Origin of the sequence: Alkalihalobacillus bogoriensis ATCC BAA-922, assembly GCF_000621445.1 — a bacterium.
GTDB classification, from domain to species: domain Bacteria; phylum Bacillota; class Bacilli; order Bacillales; family Bacillaceae_F; genus Bacillus_AO; species Bacillus_AO bogoriense.
This window is the reverse complement of the sequence record NZ_JHYI01000019.1, coordinates 100593-125782: the sequence shown is the minus strand read 5'-3', so window position 1 is coordinate 125782 and position 25190 is coordinate 100593. Positions and strand designations below refer to the sequence as shown.

The window sequence follows — 25190 nt, the reverse complement described above, 5'->3', positions numbered from 1 at the left end:
TCATTACTTCCCTTCATAAAACTACGAATCAGTCTCATCACTTTCTTCTTCTACATCATCTTCGGTTTCTAATGGTTCTAACGCCTCTGTCTCATCCGGAACTTCCTCTAGTGGAAGTTCCTCACTACTTGATGAAATATGATTTACACGTAACACACGAATTTGTTGTGCTGTGTTTTGAAAATGAATCAATTCCTCAGCATCTTGTAAATCCATAGAAACTTTAATTAAAACTTTACTGTCACGTTCTTCGGCAGTTACAACGTCGACATCTTGAAATCTTCGTTTGGTAAGATGGTCATTTCCATCCTTATAACTAACAATAATATCTACAATGTCTCCACCAGTAACACTTTGGTCAAAAATTACATTACTAGTTGGATTCAACCAAACGATTCTATGATTATTAGGAATATCGATTACAGGTCTTACTATGTTATTCGTTAATAAATCTCCTTTAGCTAAGTTCACTATGACAATAGATTCTTCAATTTCACTTGCATTTAAAATGTAAGAAGATTGTTGTGTTGAACGTGGAACTTCAATCCAATCAATTTTATCTGGTGTTAACACGGAATATGATCTCAAATCTTGTTTCGCTACTGCGACGCGTATTGTTTCTCCAAGTGCTTCTTGCGCCTTTGAAATTTCAGTCAAAACATAAAACGCTGTAAATAGCGCTAAAATAAATGCTAACGATAAAAACAAGAAAGCTTTTCTTTTGGCATTAATCATTCGAATTCACTCCATATAGTTTCAGGTATTAATAACACATGCAAATAAGGGATATTAATAGGAAATGTGCTTGTTTCTATATTTATCCGACGTTCAGCCTGGACATTCACTTGATTGTTAATTCCTTTTTCAACCAATATCACTCGTTTATTCGTTGTTTTCGTTTGAAATTCTTCACTCCAATTAGCAAGTGTTGAATATGTTCGAAGCTTCAGCTTTCTATTTGCTATTGTTGATTCCGTAAAGCGCTGATATTCTCGAGTAGGTGTATATGTAAGCCACTTTTTTTTGGATTTAAATATCAAAGGGTTAGGTGAAATAATATACGATTCCGACATCCTTTTTAATCGTGTTAACTTTCGAGCAATGTCATGAGAAGACAGTTTTTTATTCAAGAAGATAGAATCAAACTTTGTTAAATAAAAAAGCAACTCTGCATTATTTTCAATTGGAATTAAGTTAATCTCGTAGTCTGGCAATAACCATGATCGAATTTTTGATAGATGATTAATATTAGTAAAGCGACCATCATAAAAATAAACAATTTGTTGGTGTTCATTTGCTAGTGATATGAAATAATTAAGTTCTTCATCAATTTCGTATAATTTAACTGTTATTCTCTTATTAAAAAAATGATAACGTGACTCGTCTAACACTTCTTTAAATGTCGTTGCCGGTTTGACAAACTGAATTGGTTTGATTACTACGTTATGTGAAAGTTGTACACCTTCTATTTTGTATCCAAGAGACTCATCCACAACAATTACCATGTTTTTTCTCCATTCTTATACAATTTCTATATATCGAAAAAATTACCATGTAATAGTAAATACGTCAATTCCATACTAAACTCTCATTTTTTATGATTTTATTTTGAATTTAAGATATTTAGTGTGACCTTTTAACTATTCACAAATTCTTGTATAACCGTTAATAGTTCAAGGATTTCTTTAATTCTAGTGTTTTTTCGACAAAACGAAAGTTAAAATAAGGAAGCTAAAGAATTCAATAGAAACATTTAAACGTGATATTTGCACTAGAACAAAACACTCTTCTAGTAAGTTTATATCATTTTACATTTTTACATTTTTTTTCATCAGCGGATGCCTTTGTGGTAAATAGTTACATATCATTCCATAAAACCCCATTTATTTCACTTCTTTTTTATACCAAACATGACAGAAGCTCCTTTTTTATGTTCGTTTCATCTTCAACGGACATCTCTTCCGTTATTTAGCGAAAAAGCCATGTTTCCTCAAAAGCTATCGGACATTCGTTCCGTTAAACTAGGAAAAAACGGGCATTTCTCCCCTCATTTCTTCAATTAACGGAACAGATGTCCGATAGAATTCAAGAAAACGCGATATTTATAGAAATAGCGGAACACATGTCCGATACAAAATCGATTACAACAAAAACACAAAAACCCCCTTTAATCAAAAGGGGGTCAATCACTATAAAGTTTTTAAGGCAACAAAGTGCTACCCATTAAATACTTATCACATTCTCTAGCCGCTTCTCTTCCTTCATGGATCGCCCATACGATTAAGCTTTGACCACGGCGGTTATCTCCGGCAGCAAATACACCGTCGACACTCGTTTTATAGCTGCCGTATTCTGCTTTAATTGTCGAACGACGATCGGTTTCTAGTTCAAGCTGACGAATGATCTCTTCCTCAGGACCTGTAAAACCAATTGCTAAGAACACGAGTTGAGCAGGCCAAATTTTTTCTGTTCCCGGAATTTCGGTTCGGACTTTATTGCCGTTTTCATCAATGCTTGTTTCCACAGCAATCGTATGAACTTCTTTAACATGACCATGCTCATCACCGACAAATTTCGTTGTTTGCAGTTGATATGCGCGTGGATCATTGCCATAGACGGCAATTGCTTCTTTATGACCATCCTCATGGTGATGGACGATCGGGAACAATGGCCATGGGTTTGAGTTGGCGCGTTTTTCTGGGCGTTCTCGGTTAATATCAAATTGCGTGATACTTTTTGCTCCATGGCGGACAGACGTTGTGATACAGTCCACCCCCGTATCCCCACCACCGATAACGAGAACATCTTTTCCTTTTGCAGAAATAAAGTTTCCATCTTCATGAGCAGAGTCTAATAGACTTTTCGTGTTTTGATGCAAAAAGTCCATCGCAAAATGAATGCCTTTTAACTGTCTTCCTTCAACTTCAACATCACGAGGTTTTGTTGCACCTGTACATAAAATAACAGCATCAAAATCTTCTTTTAATGAAGAAACTGGAATGTCTTTGCCGATTTCTGTGTTTGTTTTGAACTGTACGCCTTCTTTTTCCAAAATATCTAAACGGCGTTTAATTGTACTATAAGATAGTTTTACATCTGGAATACCGTACGTAAGCAATCCACCAATTCGGTCGTGACGCTCAAAGACTGTAACAAGATGTCCCGCTTTGTTTAATTGAGCAGCAGCAGCTAATCCTGCAGGTCCGGAACCTACGATGGCTACTTTCTTGCCCGTTCTTTGCTTTGGTGGTTGTGGAACGATCCATCCCTCTTTAAACCCTCGTTCTACAATGCTGTATTCAATATTTTTTATCGTAACCGCATCACCGTCAAGAGCGACTGTACAGGAACCTTCACATGGTGCAGGACAAACTCGTCCCGTGAATTCTGGGAAGTTATTTGTTTTGTGAAGACGATGTAACGCTTCTTTCCATTGATTACGATAAATTAAATCATTCCATTCTGGAATTAAATTGTATACAGGACAGCCGATTTCTCCTGATCCTTCCATGGATGTTCCTGTTTGACAAAAGGGAACACCACAATCCATACAACGTGCTCCTTGTTGACGGAGCTTATCTTCTGGTAATAATAATTGAAACTCTTGCCAATTTTTCGTTCGTTCAAACGGATCCTGCTTTGGAGCGTTAACACGTTCATACTCCATAAAGCCAGTCGGTTTCCCCATGTTCCTCACTCCTACATTACTAATCTAGTAGGCAGGGGGCCTTCCCCCGCCTTTTTTCTCTCTATTTGCCGCTTACTCGTGTTTTATCGTTTTTATTTTCATTAAAAGCAATCATAATCGCTTCTTTTTCTGTTCGTCCTTCTGCTTTCACACGGTCGATCGCTTCTTGCATACGTTTGTAATCTCTTGGAATCACTTTTACAAATTGACTTGCTGCCTTTGGCCAATTAGCAAGAATGTCTTTGCCCTTCCCACTATTTGTATGGAACACATGTTTTTCAATCATTGTTTTTACATAGTGTGTTTCTTCATTTGATTGAATGGATTCAAGTAGAACCATTTCTTGATTACAATTTGCTGCAAACTCGTTTTCTTCATCGAAAACATATGCAATTCCACCTGACATCCCTGCAGCAAAGTTCTTTCCTGTTGTACCAAGGTTAATGACTCGCCCGCCTGTCATATATTCACAACCGTGGTTGCCGACTCCTTCGACAACAACGTGGACGCCACTATTCCGGACACAAAAGCGTTCTCCGGCTACACCGGCAATAAAAGCTTCACCAGCCGTTGCTCCGTAAAAGGTCGTGTTTCCGATAATGACATTTTCTTCTGATTTAAAGGATGAAAGTGCTGGTGGATAAACAATGATTTTCCCACCTGATAATCCTTTTCCTAAATAATCATTGGCATCGCCTTCTAATGCTAGCGTCATCCCTTTTGGTACAAATGCACCAAAGCTTTGACCAGCAGAACCGGTAAAGTTTAATGTAATTGTATCTTCTGGCAATCCTTTTGCTCCATACTTTTTACTCACTTCACTACCTACAATTGTCCCTGTAACACGGTGAATGTTTTTCAATTCGACCGACGCTTGAACCGGTATTCCTTCTTCAATTGCCGGTTTGCATAGCTCAAGTAATGTCGTATAGTCTAATGATTGCTCAAGCTGGTGGTCTTGTTCGATTGTTTTTACATTTTTTTGTTGGCCGTCTTTATTCGGTTGGAATAATAGGCTTTGCAAATCAACTGTTTTTGCTTTCTCATTTTCAATTTCAGCATTTTGCTCTAGCAAATCCGTTCGCCCAACCATTTCATCTATTGTTTTAAATCCAAGCTCAGCCATATATTCGCGAATTTCTTGCGCGATAAACGTCATAAAGTTCACGACATGGTCTGGTGTGCCCATGAATTTTTTTCGTAGCTCAGGATTTTGTGTGGCAATTCCGACTGGGCATGTATCTAAATGACAAACCCGCATAATGACACAGCCTAACACAACAAGTGGCGCCGTTGAAAAGGCAAATTCTTCTGCACCTAATAAAGCAGCAACAACCACATCGCGACCAGTCATTAATTTTCCGTCGGTTTCAACTGAAATCCGATTTCGTAAATTGTTTAACACTAATGTTTGATGTGTTTCGGCTAATCCGATTTCCCATGGAAGACCTGTATGTTTAATACTTGTTCTTGCCGCAGCTCCTGTCCCTCCATCATAACCACTAATAATGACATGATCAGCTCGCCCTTTCGCTACACCTGCCGCAATTGTTCCAACTCCGGTACCCGCTACAAGCTTGACACTGATTTTCGCACTCGGATTCGCATTTTTCAAATCGTGAATAAGCTCAGCTAAATCTTCAATCGAATAAATATCATGATGTGGAGGTGGTGAAATTAAACCTACTCCTGGTGTAGACCCACGAACTTCAGCAACCCATGGATACACTTTATTTCCAGGAAGCTGTCCGCCTTCACCAGGTTTGGCTCCTTGGGCCACTTTAATTTGAATTTCATCTGAATTCACTAGATAGTGACTTGTCACGCCAAAACGGCCAGAAGCTACTTGTTTAATCGAGCTTCTACGAGAATCTCCATTTGCATCTGGAGTAAAGCGTGCTGGATGTTCTCCGCCTTCTCCTGTATTGCTTCGTCCCCCAATGCGGTTCATTGCAATCGCAAGCGCTTCATGCGCTTCTGCACTAATCGAACCAAAAGACATCGCACCCGTTTTAAAACGAGCGACAATCGCTTCAATTGGTTCCACTTCTTCAAGTGGAATCGGTTCGTTTTGTTGTTTAAATTTCAGTAATCCACGTAATGTCGTTTGTTCTTTTGTTTGTTCATCAATCGCTTTTGAATATTTTTTAAACAATGAATAATCATTCTTTCGGCACGCATGTTGCAAAATATGAATCGTATGCGGATTATATTGATGCGGTTCTCCATCACGACGCCATTGCAAATCATCCCCAGAATCTAATGTTTTATCTGCGCCTTCTTGTGTCGTAAATGCACGGTCATGACGGGTTAACGTTTCTTTTGCAATCATCGTTAAGTCAATTCCGCCAATTCGGGATGTCGTTCTCGCAAAGTATTTTTCAATGACAGAATCATGAATCCCAACAGCTTCAAAAATTTGAGCACCACGGTAACTTTGAATCGTGGAAATCCCCATTTTTGATAAAACTTTCATCACGCCTTTTGTTGCCGCTTTTATATAAGTAGAAACAGCTTCCACATAAGACTTCTGTTCCAATATCCCATCTTGAATCATCGAGTCAAACGAATCAAACGCTAAATACGGATTAATCGCTTCTGCCCCGTATGCTAACAATAAAGCAAAGTGTTGAACTTCACGTGGCTCGCCTGATTCGACTAAAATACTAACTTTCGTTCTCGTTCCTTGACGAATTAAATGATGATGCAAACCCGCTACTGCTAATAAAGCTGGAATAGCCGCATTGTCTTTATCCATCAACCTGTCTGATAATAGGAGCAGGGTTGTTCCTTTTTCAATTGCCCTGTCAGCTGATTGAAATAATTGCTCTAATGCTGGTTCTAACCCTTGCTCTTTGTCTCTTGTCGGGAATAACATTGGCAATGTTTTTGCTTTAAAGCCATTTAGTTTATTTTTCTTTAACTTCGCTAATTCTTCATTCGTTAAAAGAGGATATTTCAAATAAATATGTCGGCAGCTTTCAGGCTGTGGTGAAAGAAGATTACCTTCTGCTCCGATTGTCGTCCCTAATGCTGTAACATATTCTTCCCGAATCGCATCAATTGGAGGATTTGTTACTTGGGCAAATTGTTGCTTGAAATAATTGTAGAGCAGCTGTGGTTTTTTTGATAAAACAGCCAAAGGTGAATCATATCCCATTGAACCAACAGGGTCTACTCCTTCTGTCACCATTGGCAACAACATTTTTGTTACTTCTTCATACGTATAGCCAAACGCAAGCTGGCGCGGAAGAAGCTGGTCAAAGCTTGTATTCTCAACATCTGATGTTTCAAGCACTTGATCTAAATCAAGTAAGTGTTCTTCAATCCACTGCTCGTAAGGCTGTTCGTTTGCCACTTGTTGCTTAATCTCTTCATCAGGAACAATTCGGCCTTTTTCCAAGTCCACTAATAACATTTGCCCTGGACGAAGACGGTCTTTATACAACACGTTTTCAGGAGCAACATCAATGACTCCAACTTCAGAAGACATAATGATGTAACCATCTTTTGTGACGTAATAACGCGATGGTCGTAACCCATTTCGGTCTAAGCATGCTCCAATTTGGTCTCCATTCGTAAACACAATCGCAGTTGGGCCATCCCACGGCTCCATTAACGTACTATGATATTGGTAAAATGCTTTTTTATCCGGACTCATCTGCGCATCATTTTGCCATGGTTCTGGAATCATCATCATCGCAGCATGAGCCATCGTTCGGCCTGAAAGCGTTAGAAATTCAAGTGTGTTATCAAACATCGATGAGTCACTACCACTTTCATCAATGACAGGACGGATTTTTTCAATGTCCTCTTTGAATAATGGGGAAGCAAATCTCGCTTCTCTTGCCCGCATCCAGTTAACATTTCCTTTTAACGTATTAATTTCACCATTATGAATCATATAGCGATTCGGGTGGGCACGCTCCCAGCTCGGAAACGTATTTGTACTAAAACGTGAGTGAACAAGAGCCAAAGCAGATTCAAATAATGAGTCATTTAAATCAAGATAAAATTGATTCACTTGTTCTGTTGTTAACATTCCTTTATACACAATCGTTTTACTTGAAAAAGAGGCAAAATAAAAAGACTGTTCAACTGAAATCTCTGAACCAATTTCTTTTTCTGCACGCTTCCGGATCACATATAATTTCCGTTCAAATTCCAATCCTTTTGAAATAGCATGACTTTTATGAACGAATAATTGGCGTACAAACGGCATTGCTGATACTGCAGCACGGCCAAGCATCGTAGAGTCAGTCGGTACAGTACGCCAACCTAATACTAATTGCCCTTCTTCGTTTACGATATTTTCAATTTGTGATTCACATTTGCTTCGTGTCGCTTCATCTTGAGGAAGGAAAAGCATCGCAACCCCATATTCCCCTTCTGATGGGAGATTTATTGACTCATTTTTACAGGCACACTGAAAAAAACGATGAGGAATTTGAAGTAATATCCCTGCACCATCACCTGTATTCGCTTCATCGCCTTGCCCGCCACGATGTTCAAGGTTTTGTAAAACATGCAATGCATCTTGTACGATTTTGTGTGATTTTTCCCCTTTAATATTAGCTAAAAAGCCGATCCCGCAGTTATCATGTTCGAACTGAGGGTCATAAAGGCCTTGCTTTTCTGGTAATCCGTTCCTATTCATCAAGCATCAACCTCTCCCCGAGTAAAATAAATAAGTATGAAAAAATGTCTACTTTTTATCTATGTTTAATCTAATATACAAGATAATATCATTTTTCTGACATTTCGGCAAATTAAATTTATAGTGAAAACCTAATGAAAACGCTTACTTAAGGCTTTTTTCGTTACTTTTTATAATAATAAGAATAGTGTGAAGATTATTTTTATGAACTTTTATGTAATAATATTCAAACTCTATTCAGAGCACAACGTTCCTAATCATTGATAAGTACGAACTGTATCAATGTTTCCTCCATTCATCCCGGTTGCACATATTTATGATTTGTTATGAAATGGAATTTCCTTCTAAAATAAGCTTTTAAAGCTTCAATGCTAGACCAATATTTTATGCTTCTTATCTTTTTAGAAATACTGAGTGAGAAAACCCATCTCACTCAGTCCTTTTTTGTTTCCCGCAAATCTGAAAGCCTGTACTCTACTCCATGTACCCTTTACAATACTCAGGATCCATTTCTCCTCCACTAGTTTTACAGGAAACATTGGTGGTGTCATCGGATCGCCACCTTCCATTAAATCAAAATCTCTTACTACATCAAAAGATATCTTTTTCTTTTCATGACACACTAAACAAACATAGCTGATAGAAGACTTCTATTGGACACTTCTTACCGATTTTGCTCTCGTTTTGTCTAATAGAACCTTCCTATTAGACACTTCTTTCTGATTTTACTCTTGTTTTGTCCAATAGAACCCTATAACACACAACTCAAACACCCTCCGTTAAGAAAAACGCGTTTCAAGCGAAGTACAGAGCCTTCTCTCTCCTAGAATTCGCTTTCAAAGCTTCACTACTATACGAAATTTTTTATCTAAAAAAAGTGACATCGAATAACCGACATCACTTCTTAAAATTACGCCAATCCAAATTACTTTCTTCTAGTAATTCCTCAAATGATTTATTCTTTTCTCGTTCTCTTTTTTCGCGAATACGCTTTTGTCTTTCTTCCTCTTCTTTTTGTTTTTCTGCTTCTTTCAGCGTGACAGACGTATCTTTCAATTTTTTCATTACATCTTCAGAAAGTCTTTCTGAAAGGCCCCCAAAGCTATCGTTTTGCTTTTTCTTTTTGTTTTTCATCTTTCATCTCTCCTTTAGAATGTCATGTTTCGGTCCGTTGTCTTACCATTTGTTTCGTAAGTTCGTTCAACCATTAATCCTTGTCCTTCCTTATTAAATAACACAACAGTGGAACACCGAGTCCCATATCCTGGACTTTGTATGAACAATGGAGATAACATCCGTTCTGCTTCCACTCCAACGCCTGTTGACGGGAGTTGGTCATCAGGGGCAACGGCATTGTCTGTTAAACGGTCGAGCAAGGTCGTTATTAATTTTTCACCTTTAAGTGAAACCGTATCTTGTAAAAGCGACTTTCCTTTTATCGTTTTCGGCCATTCCGTATGGAAATGACCATTACTTATACTATATATCCCTTTCTTTACTTGTAATGGACCTGTCCCTCGATTAGTATGAAAAAATAAATGGTGATTTTCATAAAGAAGTAAATTATATCCGCCATATTTCATTTTTTCTCGCTCAATATTCTTTATATATTGTGAGGCGGGTTGCTCATGTTGAACAAAATCAGCGACAAGACTTCCTCGTGTTTTTGGGTCTTTCACAACTATCTGATCACGAAAATTCGTCAATGCAGCGACTCTTTTCTCTTTTGTCACAGCTAACCAGCTCCCCATGGAAACAAGGTCTCGTCCACCAATCACATGTGGGGTGTCTTCCCAGACGTGAAGGGGTGCAGTGCTTCTAGCAAAAAACTCATCACGATTCGCCGCTAACACGAAACAATAATGGTCGTGTTGTTCATAAGATATGTTAACAATACACACAAAACTTCTACACCTTTCACGTGGCTTTTTCTCATTTTACCATGAATTCATGAATGATATAGAAAATGAATATCGAACAGTGCTTGTCTATCATTGTTGAACATTGGTATAATTTGAGAGACAGAAATTGAAACGGAACACCGCTTATATTCCTAAAGAAAAATATAACAGTTGATAACGGAGGAGAATGAATATGACAAATGAAGCAAATGAAAAAGCCGCAAAGATTATTTCAGAATTTCAAGATGAAAAAAATATAGATAAAATTTTAGAATCGCTCGGATCACTCGGTGAAGATGCGCAAAAACAAGCTGGAGAATCATTAGAAGCATTAAAACGACCTGTAAAAGAAATGATGACACAAAATGATAATAAGCTTCCTACCCAATTACATGAACTTAGAGACATTGTGTCTGAGCTTGAACCAAATTATTTAAAAGAGAGTGGCTTCCAAAAAATGATGAATAAAATGTTTGGAAGAAACCCCATTCAACAATATGCAAAAAAATACCAAACTGTTGAAGCGCAAGTAGAACAAATTATTGAAGCTCTCTTAAAAGGAAAAGACAAATTACAAGAAGATAATGTCATGTTAGCTGAATTACGTGTTGTTGCTAGGCAACGAATTGCTGGATTAGACGAGCAAATTTCCATTGGAAAACAATTAAATGACATGCTCGAACAAGAAATGAAAAACGAAGAAAATCAAGAACATTTTACTGCTTTACAAAAAGGGCAACAAAAAGTCATCACACGTATTAAGAACATGACACAAGCAGTTATGGTTTTGCAACAATCGATTGCCTCTGTTGATATTATTATTGAGAATAATGATAAATTAGAAGAAGCGATTTTTAACGCGATAACTATGACAAAAAATATTATTACAGTGACAGCTTCGATTCAGCTTGCATTAGGCAATCAGCGCAAAGTCATTAATGCCGTGAAAAACGTTAATGAAGCAACAGAGTCGATGTTACTATCAAACGCGCAAATGCTAAAAGAAAATACACAAGAAACATTAAAAACATTAGAAGAGCCAGCGATTGCCATTGATACATTTAAGAAGGCGTACGATGATGTGTATGCTGCGATTCAAATGACCGAGCAATCAAATGAACGTATTATTGCGAGCGGAAAGAAATTCATTACCGAAGTGGACGAATTAAATAAACAAATGAAAACGAAATTACTTGGTTCATAATTTGCTTCCCTTCCTAAAGGAGAGACTAGAGAATGTGGAAAGACCTTTTTGACATGAGCTGGATGGAAAAGTTTCTACCCGACCGCATGCGTACAGTACGAGATGATATTTTATCTGATCAAGCTACATTAGACTTACTACAAGAAGCAGAAAGAATATTGGGGAAATTAATTGAACAAACGAGTAAATACCAGCAAAATCGTACATTACAAAAGAAAACAATCAATTATAAAATTATTATTAAAATTCGAAAAAAGCGAATTAAGCTGCAGATTCAAGATACCTATCAAAGTCGTTCACCGATAAAAAAACGAATTTATATTGATTGCTATCGAAAACATTTCAGGGCAGTAAATGGGATCGGCAAAGTGAAAGATTCGACGATTCATTATATCGAAAATCGTAAATCTTATGTCCGTAACGTCCGAAAATCTCCTTATTTACAACCGATTTTTTATAAAATTGATATGCTAGATGATGCACTGCTCGGGCGATTAATCGATGATACGAAAACGCCACCAACATTACCATCGACATCTGCAACAGATGAAATGAATAATAGAGCACAATCACCGCAAAAAAATGAAGAAATGAAAATACTTCTTCATGATACAAAACGATTATTGCAACATAAAAACTCGTTTTCACTTGATCCATTATTAGAAAACCGGCTCGAGCGAATTATTAAACAAACGGATAAACTTGTTCCTCATTTCGAATTGCTCGACATTGAGGACCGTCATACTGTGAAACGGATGTTTCGTGAAGACATCCCGAATTTAATTTATACATTTTTATCACTTTCAAAAGAAAATCAGTTAAAGCAGAAAGAAAATATATTTGTTGCTTTATCAAAAATGGAACTTAACATAATTCGTTTAACAGAAGAATTAGAACGAAATCGTGTGGAACGAATGAATCACCTTTTAAAACTCAATGATGCTAGATATTCAGATAAGTGATTTGAGGAGTACACCATCCGTGTACTTCTTTTTTATCGTCTTTTATGAAAACGCTTTACAATTTTCTTCTCCCCTTTTACACTTTTATTCAAAGCACTTTATTTTAAAGGAGGCATTCCATGAACACTAAAGTAACGTCGCTCGGGAACCGAATGTATATTATTGATGGGTACGACCTTCAAATGGCGGAACGCACTGGAGCTTATGTCATTATGGATGATCAGATTACGATTGTGGAAACTGGTCCGAGCCTATCTGTCCCCCATATTTTACAAGGATTACAAGAGCTTCATATTAAGTTAGAAGATGTTCGAAACATCATTGTTACCCATATTCATTTAGATCATGCTGGTGGAGCTGGTCTTCTTTTACAACATTGCCCACAAGCTAAAGTGTATGTCCATCCTAAAGGCGCTCGCCACCTCATTAATCCTAGTCGTTTAATTGCAGGAGCCAAAGCTGTGTATGGTGATGCGTTTGATGCGTTATTTGACCCAATTTATGCAATAGCAGAAGCGAACGTCATTACAAAAGGAGACGGCGACACATTACAAATCAGCCAACATTGTGAGCTATCTTTTCTTGATACACCTGGTCATGCCAATCATCATTTTAGTATTTATGACCCGATTAGTAATGGTATTTTCACAGGGGATACATTAGGTGTACGTTATCAATCATTAGAAGAAAGTGGTGTCCCTTTATTTTTACCATCTACCTCACCAAATCAGTTTGACCCAGATGCAATGAGGGCTTCTATTAATCGGGTGAAAGAATTAAATGTGGAAAAAATCTATTTTGGTCATTATGGTGCTTCGACAAATGTGAACGAAGTATATGCCCAATTAGAATACTGGCTTCCACGTTTCGTTGAGGAAGGCCAAAACGCAGGATTGAACGGAAAAGATCATACTTGGTTATCTGAATCTTTAGTCGCTCAAATTCGTGAGTACTTACATAAAAAAGGAGTCTCTTCCTCACATCCGGCATTTACGGTGATTCAACTTGACATGAAAATTTGTGCGATGGGAATCCTCGATTATCTAGCAAAGGCGTGAAGAATGATAGAGGGGAATAATCACTTAACCAGTTCGGACATACGTTCCGTTATTTCACAAAAAACTGCCCTTTTAGCTTTCTTATCGGACATCTGTTCCGTTATTTGCCCTGAAGTGGCACCGAACCCGCTCATTTTTACTACCTTAGCGGAACTGATGTCCGTTAACTTTTAAAAAACGGTACTTTTTCTTTGAATAACGGATCGTGTGTCCATTAGAATTTTGAAGCCTTGGCTAACTATATGAATCCACTCTCTATCGGACATACGTTCCGCTATTTCACAAAAAACCGCCCTTTTTCGTGTCTGTTCGGACATCTGTTCCGTATTTGACCTGTAATGGCACCAAACCCACTCTTTTTGCTACTTTAGCGGAACTGATGTCCGTTAACTTTTAAAAAACGTTACTTTTTCTTTGAATAACGGATCGTGTGTCCATTAGAATTTTGAAGCCTTGGCTAACTATATGAATCCACTCTCTATCGGACATACGTTCCGTTATTTCACAAAAAACCGGCTTTTTTCATTCCTTATCGGACATCTGTTCCGTTACTTGCCCTGAATTGGCACCGCCGCCCCCTCATTTTGCTGATTTAGCGGAACACATGTCCGGTTGCTTTTAGAAAACGTTACTTTTTCTTTAAATAGCGGATCGTATGTCCGTTAACATACGAAAACCTTCGATACCACCCTATCGAAGGTTCCTTTCTCTCACATTTATTTCTTTAACGGCAACGCTCCCGTTAAATATTTTTCTATTTTATTTGTCACTTCAAAAACGGTATGGGCAAGTTCATAGTTTTCAAAAGCATGTTCACATTCGTCTTTATATCCCATTTCCTCATCATAATGACTCATATGAGCATCGATAACTTCTAGTGAATCCCCACGTTCTTGTTGTCGTTTTTGTACAGTTACTCTGTCAGCATACAAAAACAAACGAATGACTTTATCTCCATACAACTCTTTCAATATATTTGCCCCTTCTTTATTAAGGACTAAGTAAATACAGCCATTTTTTTTGAATTTATCTTCCACTTCTCTTTCCTTAATTCCATATAAATGACCGTTAATTTCTACTTTTTCAATAAACTCATCATTTGCCGCTGCTTTCTCAAAATCTTCGCGCGATAAATAGTGATAGTCGATATCTTCGTTTTCATACGGTCTTTTTGCTCTTGTTGTTGAAGAAATAACGCCTTCCATATTCAGCGTATCACCTGCTAATCGTGCCACTGTTTTTCTCCCTGAACCATCCGGACCAGTAAAAACAAAAATCATTTCTTTTTCCTTTAAATTATACATAAAGACGCCTCCCTTAGTACCCTGTTCTCTCATTACTTTTTCAATATTTCGAATATTATAGAGCGAATGGTTTCAGCTCGACCTCTATATTATTTCTATAGAAACTAGAAATATCCTCTATTTATTCAAAAATAGTGTCACTTTAAAATAAAAAAGGTATTTTTAGACACTTGCAGTAAATTGGTAATCACCGCTATAATTAAATAAGAAAAAAATTACAACATTACTTTAATAGAGTAAAAGTGAGGGTTTTCATGGATCGAAAAGAAGCGCAATCATTGACTGGTAAACAAGTCATAGTTGATGAACAACAAGATGGAATATATTACGCTGAATTATTAGAAGTCATCACAGAACCACGCAAGCCATGGAGAGGGATTGTAAAAATCAATGGGATTTACGCCTTACCAAAGCAACACTATACAAGTGAGCATTTTAAAATTAGAAAACCTTTGTATGATAATGGACAAGTCATAGAAGTAATCGGATCAAAAATTTCAAAAAGCGATTGTGCCAATGTTCATTACAATTTGTCATTGCGCCAAGCCCTACAACAAGAAATTGCAGAAGCAACGAATGAACAGTCAGAACTCATTATTGAAATTTTGACTGCCTACTTGAATACGTTATCATCTGAACAAAGTCATTCAATTCACATGGCTTCAACTGATGTCGTTCGCTCCTATCGATTTCTTTTACAAGAACTTGAACAACCGTCATTTGATGCCTTAGAAAAAAGCATGGCTACATATGGTTTATCCCACGAAAACATTTGGCAATGCCATAATTCACTGGAGCCGCAAATGCAAAACGGGAATCGTAATGACTTTCGTGGTGTGAACTTTCTCATGTATAAAAATGATGCCACGGTGCTTGTTGTTCAACATCATTACGAACGTACGACGAAACATGACGATCAAGAAGTTCGCTTTGACCGATTTGAAATGACTTCTGATACTGGTATCCGTTCTATTATGTCCTATACAAATGAATTTACAAAAGATCGTTAAACCATTTTTAAGGCACTGAAAACGTAATACTTTTTCAGTGCCTCTTCATTCATACTTCCTCTTTTTTTTCATAAGAATACCATTGTAAAAACTTGCTCTTTTCTTCTTCATCAAGGTCGATTACAGAAAAACTTTTCCCAACGATACTAGAAAGCACACTCGCTTCTAATGAAGTTAATTTCCGAAAACGCTGTATGACCGATTGATGAGTTTCCACAGATTCAATTCGATTTCGTTTTAATAATACTGTCGTCTGACTCAGTTTCCGAAAGCGAAAACAAAGCGATTGACCTTCATAACTGACACCTGTATCTTTATACTGCACATAGGCTAGTACTAATAAAAACGGCAATAAACAAAAACTGTATGCCCCAAATGGAACAAAATAAGCGAGAATCCCCATAATCACAAGAGGCACTAGTGTTACTCGAATAATAAACCGTAGTAGTGCTCGCTTTGGTGCCTTTGTTAATGTTGAATGAAGTGCATAATCTGGCAGAACATCGTCTAAAAAGGCTGGTACATCTTTCATTCGAATAAGTGGGCACAAAATGGTAGAAAACTGCTCATCACTTGTACCCCCACCTTTGCTTTCTACATAGATGGTAGTTAGTCCAAACGGCTGTCGCAACAAACTATTGACTAGTCGTACCGCCGTCACACGTTGTGGGTTTAATGTAAGCTGGCGCGTTTCCAATAAACCCCGTTCAATAACAAGGTCATCTCCTAGTTTCTTTATTGTAAAATTGGCATACTTTAAAACGGTCATCAACACCGATATTGTCCAAGAAAGTAAAAATAAAAAGATAAAAATGATGATAATGTTAAAAAGTGCGGTTTCTGTAAAAAAGGAAAAAATGATATCATAGATTCGGTCAGGCAAAAACTGTGACACTTGTGGAAAAATCGCTAACAACGCCGAGAAAACTAATCCAAATCCACCTGATGTCATCCCCACTACAAGAAGCGCTTGCAAAGATATCTTCCATCGCACTTCTTCTTGTCCTATATGATGGTCAACGTCCTCAGCTAACACGCTTTCTTCAACCACTACTTCTTTTGCTTTTTTCCCTTGCAGTAACTGGCTTCGTAACAGCATCGCTTCTTCTTTTGTGACCGCTTGTAATAAAAGTTCAGGCTCACCACCACCACCAGCAGTTTCAATTTTAACTTTCACAAGTTTAAACAGACGCTGGATAACACCTGCACTCACATCAATGCTTTGCACTCGTTCTTGGCGAATATATCTTGTCTTCTTCACAAAGAAACCTTGTTTAATTGTTAATTCCCCTTCGTGTAAGGAATAACGAAAGGTTATCCAATGAAGTAAGCCACTTACGAAAGCAAAAAGCAACGCGATACTAAGTGAGACAACAATAAAAATAACATTACGATTAAAGCCACCTACAAAAAAACTGACGCCAATCGGTAAAATTAATTGTCTGATTGATGTTAAAAATGACACAAGAATCATAATAGGATGAAGCCGTTTCATTTCAATCATCTTCATCAGCTACCATGGCTAATTTTGAAATGGAATCCCGCAACTCATCCGCTTGCGCAAAGGGCAAAGCCGGTATCCGATGGACTGTTGCAGCAGTCGAGATCGTGACAGTGGCTAGTCCGTATTTTCGTAAAATTGGCCCATGCTCTGTATCAACATGCTGTACTCGTATCATTGGTACTAGTGTTCGCTTTACGATAAGAACACCGTGTTGTAAATCAATTTCATCATCCAATACATCAAAGCGCCATCTTTTCCATCGTAATATCGGCATTATCAAAATGGACACAATGCTATATATCATAACCATAGCAATGAGTACCCACAGTATCCATAAAGGAAAGGAAAAAAAAGATAGAGCCACCGCATAACCGATAGGAAATAAAGCAAATATGGCTGAGTCAATCCCTGCTTTTATTCGCCAAACAGGTAAGGCTTTTTTAGAAATTCGTTGTGTTGGTTCTCCCCGCAAAACAAAGTTCCCCTCTTTTCTTTATTCGTCGTCTGTTACGTAAATAATCGTAACCCCTAATTGTTTTAGCAAATCTAACACTTGTTTATTTAATTCATCATCATACACAAGCCCGAGTGATTCTACTAGCTCAAGTTCAGTTAAATAACCTTCTTGTGCGTCTTCAATGAGTTCAATAATATCGTCTAGGTTTTTTTCTTTTAGCTTCGATATAACTTGTTCTTTATCCAATTTCATCACTCCTACTTTTTTGTTTCTATGTATATTCTTCCAGCTTAACTACCATTTTACCTTTTTCAATCATAAAAAAAAAGAAATGACGCTTTTTCGCGTCAAATCTTTTACTTTTCTTTTACTGCTTCCGTCATTTGTTTCCAAACTGAACCTTTTGCTTCTTCCCCAGTTTCAATTCGTTCGATGGCCATTTTCACTTGCATGCTTACTTCGAATTCTGGATCATCTTCTGCTTGTTTTAATGCCTCAAGCGCTGTTTCGTCTCCTACTTCATATAAGAACATCGCTGCACGCCATCGCACAAGTTTGTTAGGGTCCTGTAAAGCTTTAATCATTGCTGGTATTGCCTTTGCATCGCCAATATCTGATAAACAGTCACCTGCTGTTCTTCTAACCGTCACTGAACTGTCTTCTAACGCTTTATATAAATAAGGGAGGACAATTGGTTTTTCAATCATTCCTAAGTACACTGTAGCTAAACGTCGAATCGACGCTTTTTCATCCTCTAATGCTTTTGCCAACGCAGGAATATCTTCTTCTGTTGGGTCAATCCGGTCAAGTGCGGCATAGCGTTTTTTCCAATCTGGATTCTCTAACATGCCCATCGTTAATTTTGAGAAAACATTCGTTTGTTTTTCATCTTTCTCTTTTTCTAGCCCTAAAGCAGAAGCAACTAAGCCCTCAAGTCTTTCTTCACTATACGCTGCTAGCACCTCTTCTTTTACTTCTTCACCAACTTCTTCTAATTCACCGTATCGAACATTTTGCTCGACCCATTTTCGTTCCATAACAACATTATCTGTTTCTTTCTGCGCACGAACAGCCGCTCCTTTAAATGAATCAGGTAAGCCAACTCGAACTTCTCTTTCTCCATCCGTTACTTTGATTTGCATTGGAATTCCTTTAAAGAAATGCAAATACACTTTCACTTCACCAAAACCATCTTGTTCTTGTTGTTGCGAAGCATTTGTAGATCCTACATCTTCACCAAACACTTCTCTTACTTTCGGTAAGATAAGTTTCCAATCCACTTTCGCATTTCTCTCAAGTGCTATAAAGTCTGCTACATGATAAACCCCTTTTATTCCTTCAATTATAAAGAGTTGTTGGATAAATTCAGGAGCATCACTTTTGTTTTTCACTGTATAGTTATTGCTTTTTCCTTGTGGTAAATTTTCATTTAATGTTAATTTCATTGTATTTGGACTTGGGGTTGGTTCTATTGATTTAATTTTCATTCGTTATTCTCCTTTCAACAGACGACACAGTTCTTGTATTATCGTAACATAATCATTTTTAATAAACCAATGTTCTGCTTTTGTTAGAGCTTATAGATTTGATATACTATGTAAAAACAAAGGAGGAGCATATGAAATACGCTTTTATATCTGATATACACGGGAATGCTGTCGCACTCGAAGCCGTTATTCAATCGATTAAGGAACAAAATGTCGATGAAGTTTATGTATTAGGGGATATTTGCTTTCGCGGGCCGGAACCTAAACGCTCCCTTGAACTTGTACATTCAATCGCAACAGAAATCATAAAAGGGAATGCGGATGAATGGGTCGTCAGAGGGGTCGCAGAAGGAGAAGTCCCTTCGCATGTAGTAGACATCATGAACAACGAACGTGACTGGACTGTGTCACAATTACAAAATTCTGACATCAAACAGTTAGCCGCACTACCACTTGATGTAACGATTTCCCTTTTAAATCACACACAAGTCCATGCATTCCATGCCACACCTTCTAGTTTATTTGATGTTGTCTTACCAGACACACAACAAATTGTGTTAAAAGAAAAGATGATGGTCCTTAACGAAGCATCGATTTATCTATATGGACATATCCATCTCCCATACATTCGTTATTTCGAGGGGAAATCCATCGCCAATTTAGGAAGTGTTGGTTTACCTTTTGACGGGTTGACGAAAGCGTCTTATTTACTACTAGAAGAAAACAAACAAGATTATCGTATGAGCATCGAACGGGTTTCATATGATGTCGACAAAGTCATTGAACAGTGTAGAAAAAGTGATTATCCAAACAAAGAAGTATTATTTTCTGTTATCAAAAATGGGACGAGCCCTTTTTCATAGGGCTCCTCCCATTTTTATACAAGGTGTGATACACCTTTCATGATATCGATAAACGAGCTTTTATCATTGTACGTAGCGATAATTTCCTGTTTTTCATTTAATAATACGGTTGTAGGAACTCCCATACATCGATACGCATCATATGTTTTTGTTCCTTCATCAAGAAGTACAGGAAATTGATAGTTCTGCTCTTTAATAAAGCGTGGACCATCATCCGCTTTCCCTTCTCTTCCAGTAACATTTACCGTTAAAAAATGAAGTTTATCCTTATCCATTGTTTCAAACATTTGATTTTTCTGATGTAAATCTTTCATTGAATCTGGACACCATGATGCAAAAAAAGTTAACATCACAGGCTTCCCTTTAAAATCAGCAAGGGAAACAACTTTATTTGTGTGAAGTTCGTGTAATGAAAATGGCGGTGCCACCATAATAAACCCTCCATTTTAACAAACTTTTATTGACAATGAGCGTCATACGCAGTTGTTAAGTTTACTACAATATCCTCAACAGTTCGGTCTTCAATTTGTTCTCTTGGAATAAAATGAACAACATCTTTTCCTTTTAATAGAGCCATGGAAGGAGAAGATGGCTCAATATCACCAAAGTATTCACGCATTTTTGCAGTTGCTTCTTTATCTTGCCCTGCAAACACGGTAACAAGATGGTCTGGTTTTGCATCATGCTGAAGCGAAATAATCGCTGAAGGTCTTGCTAATCCAGCAGCACAACCACAAACAGAATTGACGACGACTAGTGTTGTTCCTTCTGCATTTTCCATATATTCTGTAACCTCTTGCCCGGTAACTAATTCTTTAAAACCACCATTTGTTAATTCTAATCTCATTGGTTGAACAACTTGTCTCATATAATCTTCATAGTGCATCGACATGTTTATATCCCCTTTCACTTTCCATCCTTAGCTTTTTTTAAACAACCGGTTTCTATTCAATCACTTGTTTTTTTAATGTGTCAAACAAAAATGGGATAGAACGAAACGCATAAATTTCATAATGAATATGTCCATTTTGGATAATTGCTAAATAAGGAACGCTTTTGATTTTCAAATCTTGTGCTAACATTGGCATCGTATTTATGTTGCATTTCGCAATATGTAGACTTGGAAGCATTTTTTCTATCGTCTCCATCATAGCCGTTGCTACTTTACATGTCCCACATAATGGCGAGTAAACATAAAGGGCTACTTTGCCAACATCACTTGAAACATATTGATATGCTTCTTTTTTTGTTAATTCTTGCATTTCATTTCCCTTTCTTTTCCGGACTTCCCTCATTATACAAGAATTTCTCATGAAAGACGAACAATTATGCTTTTGAATTCGTTGCTAACACGTCTTGCAACGCCGCTAAAAACAAAGTAACATTTCGTTGTTTTGCATTAAAGCCCATCAATCCAATTCTCCATACTTTCCCTTTTAATTCACCTAATCCTCCACCAATTTCAATACCGTACTTTGTTAATAATTGCTTTCTAACGTTCACATCGTCTACCCCATCTGGAATGAGAACAGATGTTAATTGTGGGAGACGGTGCTCTTTTTGAACAAGAAGCTTTAGTCCCATTTGGTCTAACCCTTTATGTAATGCTTCACCAAAATGACGATGTCGCTCAAAAACTTGTTCCAATCCCTCGTTTATTATTAACCGCAATGACTCATGCAGGCCATATACCATTGTAATCGGAGCAGTATGATGGTATGAACGCTCTTCTCCCCAATAGTTTTGAATCATCGATAAATCTAAATACCAGCTTTGGACTTTTGTTTTTCTTTTTTCCATTTTATGAACTGCTCGTTCACTAAACGTTACTGGTGCTAAACCTGGTGGTGCACTTAAACATTTTTGTGTTCCGCTATAGGCGGCATCAATTTTTCTTTCATCAATTAAAGTCGGAACTCCTCCTAGAGATGTTACCATGTCACAAACGAACAACGCTTCATAATCATGGACAATTTGACTAAGTTGTTCTAATGGTTGAAGGACACCTGTTGATGTTTCAGCATGAACAACAGCCACAAGGGCAACATCGGGATGTTGTTCTAACGTTGTTTTAACTTTGGTAATGTCAATGATTTCACCCCAAGGAGCCTTTACTTCAATGACAGTAGCTCCACAGCGGCTCGCTACATCAACCATTCGTTGTCCAAATAAACCGTTTACACAAATAACAACTTTATCACCCGGCTCGACTAAATTGACAAACACCGTTTCCATTCCTGCGCTACCGGTTCCGCTCATAGCCAGAGTAAGCTTATTTTCCGTTTGATATACTTGTCTTAATAATGACATCGTTTCATTCATGACCGTTAAAAAAGCTGGATCCAAGTGACCTAATAAAGGTTTTGCCATTTCTCGTAGTACATTGGGATGAACATCACTTGGACCTGGCCCCATTAATACTCGCTCGTTTGTTTCACTACCCATGTATTTATCACTCCTTTTTGTCTTCTTTGAACATTCGCTGTTTAAGGCAAAATCCCCTTTTAATCAAAAGGAAGAAATAAATTTGATTTTTTTTTCGAAAACAGGTTGAATGCCTATACCTTTTTATTTCATTTACATATGGTAACAGTGTAAGGTCAATGATTAACTTTACAAGGAGGTATGAGTTATGACTCACACTTACGGAGGCGGATTTGCGTTATTGGTTGTGTTGTTTATCCTTCTTATTATCATCGGTTCAGCTTACACTTGGTAATAACTGAGGAGTAAACATGATATAAACCAAAAGGCTAACTATAGGAGGAATTCTTATGACTCACACTTTCGGAAGCGGATTTGCGTTACTCGTTGTATTGTTTATCCTTCTCATTATCATCGGTGCGACTTACACTTGGTAATGAAAAAATAGATGTACGTTAAAATATACAAAAAATCGTAAAGGAGGAATGAACCATGGGTCACGCTTACGGTAGTGGATTTGCTTTACTAGTTGTGTTGTTTATCCTTTTAATCATCATCGGAACAGCATACACTTGGTAATTACTCATCAACGCATGATATAAAACTCGAACTCGGTAAGGAGGGATGAGAAATGACTCACACTTATGGTGGCGGATTTGCGTTAATCGTTGTGTTGTTTATTCTCCTCATCATCATCGGTTCCACTTACGCTTGGTAAATAATATTAGGCTGTTGAGTAAATTAGCTCAACAGCCTTTTTCAGTTACCTTTTTAAAATCATATTATTTTGCATTTGTGATACCCGTTGTTGTGCACGGTGCAATTGGTCACGTTGCTCAGGCGTTGCGCTTCGAATTAAGCTGTTTAGCTCCTCATTAATTTCTTCTAGCTTTAACTGAGCCTCACTATAATCCTCTGGGTCACCTGCTTCAACTCGTTTTGCCAAATCTAATTGTTGTTGTGCAAGTTCAATCGTTTCATTTGCTTTTTCAACAAATTGATTCACTTGTTCATGTATGGCCATCTCTGTTCCTCCTTGTTTTGATGAGTAGGGAATGATATTAATTTGTCTGTTTGCTTAGTTTTTTATTCTTTTCATCAAAGGAGAACACATCAAAGTCGTTTGCTACAAAACAAGCTGGGAAGAACGCTTGCGCCTCTTGTTCAATCTCTTTCGTTTCGTCATGATATCTTGAACTAATATGAGTTAATAAAAGTTGTTTCACATTACAGTCAAGGGCAAGCTCAGTCACTTGTTTGACAGTAGAATGGCCGAATTGAGATGCCGTTTCTTCCTCACCCGTTCGAAACGTTGCTTCATGAATTAATAAGTCTGCATCACTCGCAAGTTGATAACTAGTTTCACAAATTTTTGTATCCCCAGCCACGGCAACGACTCGCCCAGGTTGACTAGGTCCTACAAATTGGGTCCCATCTATTTTCTCTCCATTTTCTAAAGTGATCGTTTGACCTTGCTTGAGCTGTTCATATATGGGTCCAGGCGGGATTCCCTTTTCCATTAATTTTCCAATTTGGAGTTTTCCACATTTTGGTTTTTCACAAAAACGAAATCCGAAACTTTCAATCGCATGCTCTAATGAAAAAACTTCCATTTTACCTTCCTTGTCGTCCCATAATATCCCTTTTTCGATTTCATATATGTACAACGGATATTTCAAATAGGTTTTCGATACGGCTAACGTTGTTTCGATAAACACCTTTATCCCTTTTGGACCGTATACGCTTAATGGGGAAGTCGCTCCTTGGAAAGAACGACTTCCTAGTATTCCGGGCAATCCATATATATGATCTCCATGGAGATGAGAGATGAATATTTTTTCCACCTTACTTAATGATAAGCGAGAATATAATAGTTGATGTTGTGTCGCTTCCCCACAATCAAACAACCAAACCTTCCCGTTTTGTTGGAGGAATCGTATTGCAAGTGCACTTACATTTCTTTCTTTCGACGGGATGCCTGCACCAGTCCCAAAAAAATGAATTTCCAACCTTGACCCCTCACTCCGTCACAATTTGTTCAGTGCTTCTACAAATGCTTGTCCATACTGTGGTAAATCAGGTGGTCTTCGACTTGAGACAATATGGCCATCTACAACAACCGCTTCATCAAACCAAATCGCTCCTGCATTTTCCATATCATCGCGAATGCCTGGCGTACTCGTCACTTTAACACCTTGTAATATTTTCGCTGAGATTAACACCCAACCAGCATGACAAATTTGTCCGATCGGCTTTTTCCTATCATTCATATGAGTGACCATTTCTAGTACTTCTTTATACCTTCGCAATTTGTCTGGTGCCCAACCACCAGGTACAAGAATTCCGTCATATTGACTAGGATCAATTTGCGAAAACGCATAGTCTGTTGTGACAGGGACTCCATATTTCCCATGATAGACGGTGTTTTCTTCCGGTCCTACGAGATGAACGGTAATTCCTTCTTCTCGTAAACGTAATACAGGGTACCATAACTCTAAATCTTCAAATTCTTCATCAACTAAGGCAATGACTTTTTTCTCCACTTTCGTAACCTCCTGATTATGTATATAATGTCCTACTTTCATTATACTATCTTCCCGTTTTGAAAGAAAACAAACAGAAATTTTGTTCTATCACAGAATCATAATCAATACAATGTGTGGTAAGGGCT

The 25190-nt window shown here is 37.6% G+C and carries 27 protein-coding genes; 9 read left to right on the top strand and 18 right to left on the bottom strand.

From position 1 onward, the window contains the following. Nucleotides 1-21: 21 nt before the first annotated feature. The 6 genes from T323_RS0109785 to T323_RS0109755 form a co-directional block, all read right to left on the bottom strand. A complete protein-coding gene (locus T323_RS0109785; protein ID WP_026673119.1) occupies nucleotides 22-735 on the bottom strand; it encodes an SAF domain-containing protein in 714 nt (237 codons plus the stop codon). Continuing rightward, nucleotides 732-1505: a hypothetical protein gene (locus tag T323_RS0109780; protein ID WP_026673118.1), complete on the bottom strand. Its 774-nt coding sequence runs from the start codon at nucleotides 1503-1505 to the stop codon at nucleotides 732-734. Before T323_RS0109780 ends, T323_RS0109785 begins: the two co-directional genes overlap by 4 nt. 695 nt (nucleotides 1506-2200) lie before the next feature. After that, nucleotides 2201-3688 carry a glutamate synthase subunit beta gene (locus tag T323_RS0109775; protein ID WP_026673117.1) on the bottom strand — a complete coding sequence of 496 codons (1488 nt, stop codon included), beginning with the start codon at nucleotides 3686-3688 and terminating at the stop codon, nucleotides 2201-2203. 61 nt (nucleotides 3689-3749) lie between these two features. Continuing rightward, nucleotides 3750-8345, bottom strand: coding sequence for a glutamate synthase large subunit (gene gltB / locus T323_RS0109770; RefSeq protein WP_026673116.1), 4596 nt, complete (start codon nucleotides 8343-8345; stop codon nucleotides 3750-3752). 897 nt (nucleotides 8346-9242) lie between these two features. Further along, the gene (locus tag T323_RS0109760; RefSeq protein ID WP_026673115.1) at nucleotides 9243-9479 is read right to left on the bottom strand and encodes a YqkE family protein; all 237 of its coding nucleotides are present in this window, start codon (nucleotides 9477-9479) and stop codon (nucleotides 9243-9245) included. Between the two features lie 14 nt (nucleotides 9480-9493). Then, on the bottom strand, nucleotides 9494-10246 hold the full coding sequence (locus T323_RS0109755; protein WP_026673114.1) for an NRDE family protein: 753 nt from the start codon (nucleotides 10244-10246) through the stop codon (nucleotides 9494-9496). Between the two features lie 193 nt (nucleotides 10247-10439). On the opposite strand from T323_RS0109755, the gene T323_RS0109750 reads away from it, so the two are divergent. From T323_RS0109750 to T323_RS0109740, 3 genes are all read left to right on the top strand, one after another. Beyond that, the gene (locus tag T323_RS0109750; protein WP_084309230.1) at nucleotides 10440-11450 is read left to right on the top strand and encodes a toxic anion resistance protein; all 1011 of its coding nucleotides are present in this window, start codon (nucleotides 10440-10442) and stop codon (nucleotides 11448-11450) included. Between the two features lie 32 nt (nucleotides 11451-11482). After that, on the top strand, nucleotides 11483-12412 hold the full coding sequence (locus tag T323_RS0109745; RefSeq protein WP_051556467.1) for a hypothetical protein: 930 nt from the start codon (nucleotides 11483-11485) through the stop codon (nucleotides 12410-12412). A gap of 119 nt (nucleotides 12413-12531) precedes the next feature. Then, nucleotides 12532-13470 (top strand): MBL fold metallo-hydrolase, encoded by a 939-nt coding sequence (locus tag T323_RS0109740; RefSeq protein ID WP_026673111.1) that lies wholly within the window; start codon nucleotides 12532-12534, stop codon nucleotides 13468-13470. A gap of 716 nt (nucleotides 13471-14186) precedes the next feature. On the opposite strand, the gene T323_RS0109730 is transcribed toward T323_RS0109740, so the two are convergent. Beyond that, on the bottom strand, nucleotides 14187-14774 hold the full coding sequence (locus T323_RS0109730; RefSeq protein WP_026673110.1) for a guanylate kinase: 588 nt from the start codon (nucleotides 14772-14774) through the stop codon (nucleotides 14187-14189). A gap of 254 nt (nucleotides 14775-15028) precedes the next feature. Between T323_RS0109730 and T323_RS0109725 the strand changes: the two genes are divergently transcribed. Further along, nucleotides 15029-15784, top strand: a complete 756-nt coding sequence (locus T323_RS0109725; protein ID WP_026673109.1) for a DUF2777 family protein — start codon at nucleotides 15029-15031, stop codon at nucleotides 15782-15784. Nucleotides 15785-15833: 49 nt separating this feature from the next. Here the strand turns inward: T323_RS0109725 and T323_RS0109720 are convergent, their stop codons facing one another. From T323_RS0109720 to T323_RS0109705, 4 genes are all read right to left on the bottom strand, one after another. Further along, nucleotides 15834-17288: a PH domain-containing protein gene (locus T323_RS0109720; protein ID WP_026673108.1), complete on the bottom strand. Its 1455-nt coding sequence runs from the start codon at nucleotides 17286-17288 to the stop codon at nucleotides 15834-15836. After that, nucleotides 17281-17760: a PH domain-containing protein gene (locus tag T323_RS0109715; protein ID WP_026673107.1), complete on the bottom strand. Its 480-nt coding sequence runs from the start codon at nucleotides 17758-17760 to the stop codon at nucleotides 17281-17283. Before T323_RS0109715 ends, T323_RS0109720 begins: the two co-directional genes overlap by 8 nt. A gap of 21 nt (nucleotides 17761-17781) precedes the next feature. Then, the gene (locus tag T323_RS0109710) at nucleotides 17782-17991 is read right to left on the bottom strand and encodes a hypothetical protein (protein WP_026673106.1); all 210 of its coding nucleotides are present in this window, start codon (nucleotides 17989-17991) and stop codon (nucleotides 17782-17784) included. A 110-nt stretch (nucleotides 17992-18101) separates the two neighbouring features. Next, the gene (locus T323_RS0109705; protein ID WP_026673105.1) at nucleotides 18102-19232 is read right to left on the bottom strand and encodes a conserved virulence factor C family protein; all 1131 of its coding nucleotides are present in this window, start codon (nucleotides 19230-19232) and stop codon (nucleotides 18102-18104) included. Between the two features lie 131 nt (nucleotides 19233-19363). On the opposite strand from T323_RS0109705, the gene T323_RS0109700 reads away from it, so the two are divergent. Then, nucleotides 19364-20095: a metallophosphoesterase family protein gene (locus tag T323_RS0109700; RefSeq protein WP_026673104.1), complete on the top strand. Its 732-nt coding sequence runs from the start codon at nucleotides 19364-19366 to the stop codon at nucleotides 20093-20095. Nucleotides 20096-20109: 14 nt separating this feature from the next. Here T323_RS0109700 and T323_RS0109695 read toward each other — a convergent pair whose 3' ends face one another. From T323_RS0109695 to T323_RS26455, 4 genes are all read right to left on the bottom strand, one after another. After that, complete coding sequence (locus T323_RS0109695; RefSeq protein ID WP_026673103.1) at nucleotides 20110-20526, bottom strand: TlpA disulfide reductase family protein; 417 nt, start codon at nucleotides 20524-20526, stop codon at nucleotides 20110-20112. A gap of 26 nt (nucleotides 20527-20552) precedes the next feature. Further along, nucleotides 20553-20987, bottom strand: a complete 435-nt coding sequence (locus tag T323_RS0109690; RefSeq protein WP_026673102.1) for a BrxA/BrxB family bacilliredoxin — start codon at nucleotides 20985-20987, stop codon at nucleotides 20553-20555. A gap of 52 nt (nucleotides 20988-21039) precedes the next feature. Next, entirely contained in the window at nucleotides 21040-21357 is a 318-nt protein-coding gene (locus tag T323_RS0109685; protein ID WP_026673101.1) for a thioredoxin family protein, read from the bottom strand. A 64-nt stretch (nucleotides 21358-21421) separates the two neighbouring features. Further along, nucleotides 21422-22540, bottom strand: a complete 1119-nt coding sequence (locus tag T323_RS26455) for a pyridoxal-phosphate-dependent aminotransferase family protein (RefSeq protein WP_035178349.1) — start codon at nucleotides 22538-22540, stop codon at nucleotides 21422-21424. A 187-nt stretch (nucleotides 22541-22727) separates the two neighbouring features. Between T323_RS26455 and T323_RS28375 the strand changes: the two genes are divergently transcribed. From T323_RS28375 to T323_RS28360, 4 genes are read left to right on the top strand one after another with little or no spacing between them, the layout of a single operon-like run. Further along, a complete protein-coding gene (locus tag T323_RS28375) occupies nucleotides 22728-22814 on the top strand; it encodes a YjcZ family sporulation protein (protein ID WP_084309228.1) in 87 nt (28 codons plus the stop codon). 55 nt (nucleotides 22815-22869) lie between these two features. Next, on the top strand, nucleotides 22870-22956 hold the full coding sequence (locus tag T323_RS28370) for a YjcZ family sporulation protein (protein WP_084309227.1): 87 nt from the start codon (nucleotides 22870-22872) through the stop codon (nucleotides 22954-22956). Between the two features lie 55 nt (nucleotides 22957-23011). Beyond that, complete coding sequence (locus T323_RS28365) at nucleotides 23012-23098, top strand: YjcZ family sporulation protein (protein WP_084309226.1); 87 nt, start codon at nucleotides 23012-23014, stop codon at nucleotides 23096-23098. A 52-nt stretch (nucleotides 23099-23150) separates the two neighbouring features. Further along, on the top strand, nucleotides 23151-23237 hold the full coding sequence (locus T323_RS28360; protein WP_084309225.1) for a YjcZ family sporulation protein: 87 nt from the start codon (nucleotides 23151-23153) through the stop codon (nucleotides 23235-23237). Between the two features lie 45 nt (nucleotides 23238-23282). Here the strand turns inward: T323_RS28360 and T323_RS0109655 are convergent, their stop codons facing one another. From T323_RS0109655 to T323_RS0109645, 3 genes are read right to left on the bottom strand one after another with little or no spacing between them, the layout of a single operon-like run. Then, nucleotides 23283-23543, bottom strand: a complete 261-nt coding sequence (locus tag T323_RS0109655; protein WP_035178347.1) for a DUF2524 family protein — start codon at nucleotides 23541-23543, stop codon at nucleotides 23283-23285. A 37-nt stretch (nucleotides 23544-23580) separates the two neighbouring features. Then, nucleotides 23581-24528, bottom strand: coding sequence for a ribonuclease Z (rnz, locus tag T323_RS0109650; RefSeq protein ID WP_026673099.1), 948 nt, complete (start codon nucleotides 24526-24528; stop codon nucleotides 23581-23583). 18 nt (nucleotides 24529-24546) lie between these two features. Beyond that, on the bottom strand, nucleotides 24547-25104 hold the full coding sequence (locus T323_RS0109645; RefSeq protein WP_051556466.1) for a type 1 glutamine amidotransferase domain-containing protein: 558 nt from the start codon (nucleotides 25102-25104) through the stop codon (nucleotides 24547-24549). Nucleotides 25105-25190: the final 86 nt, after the last annotated feature.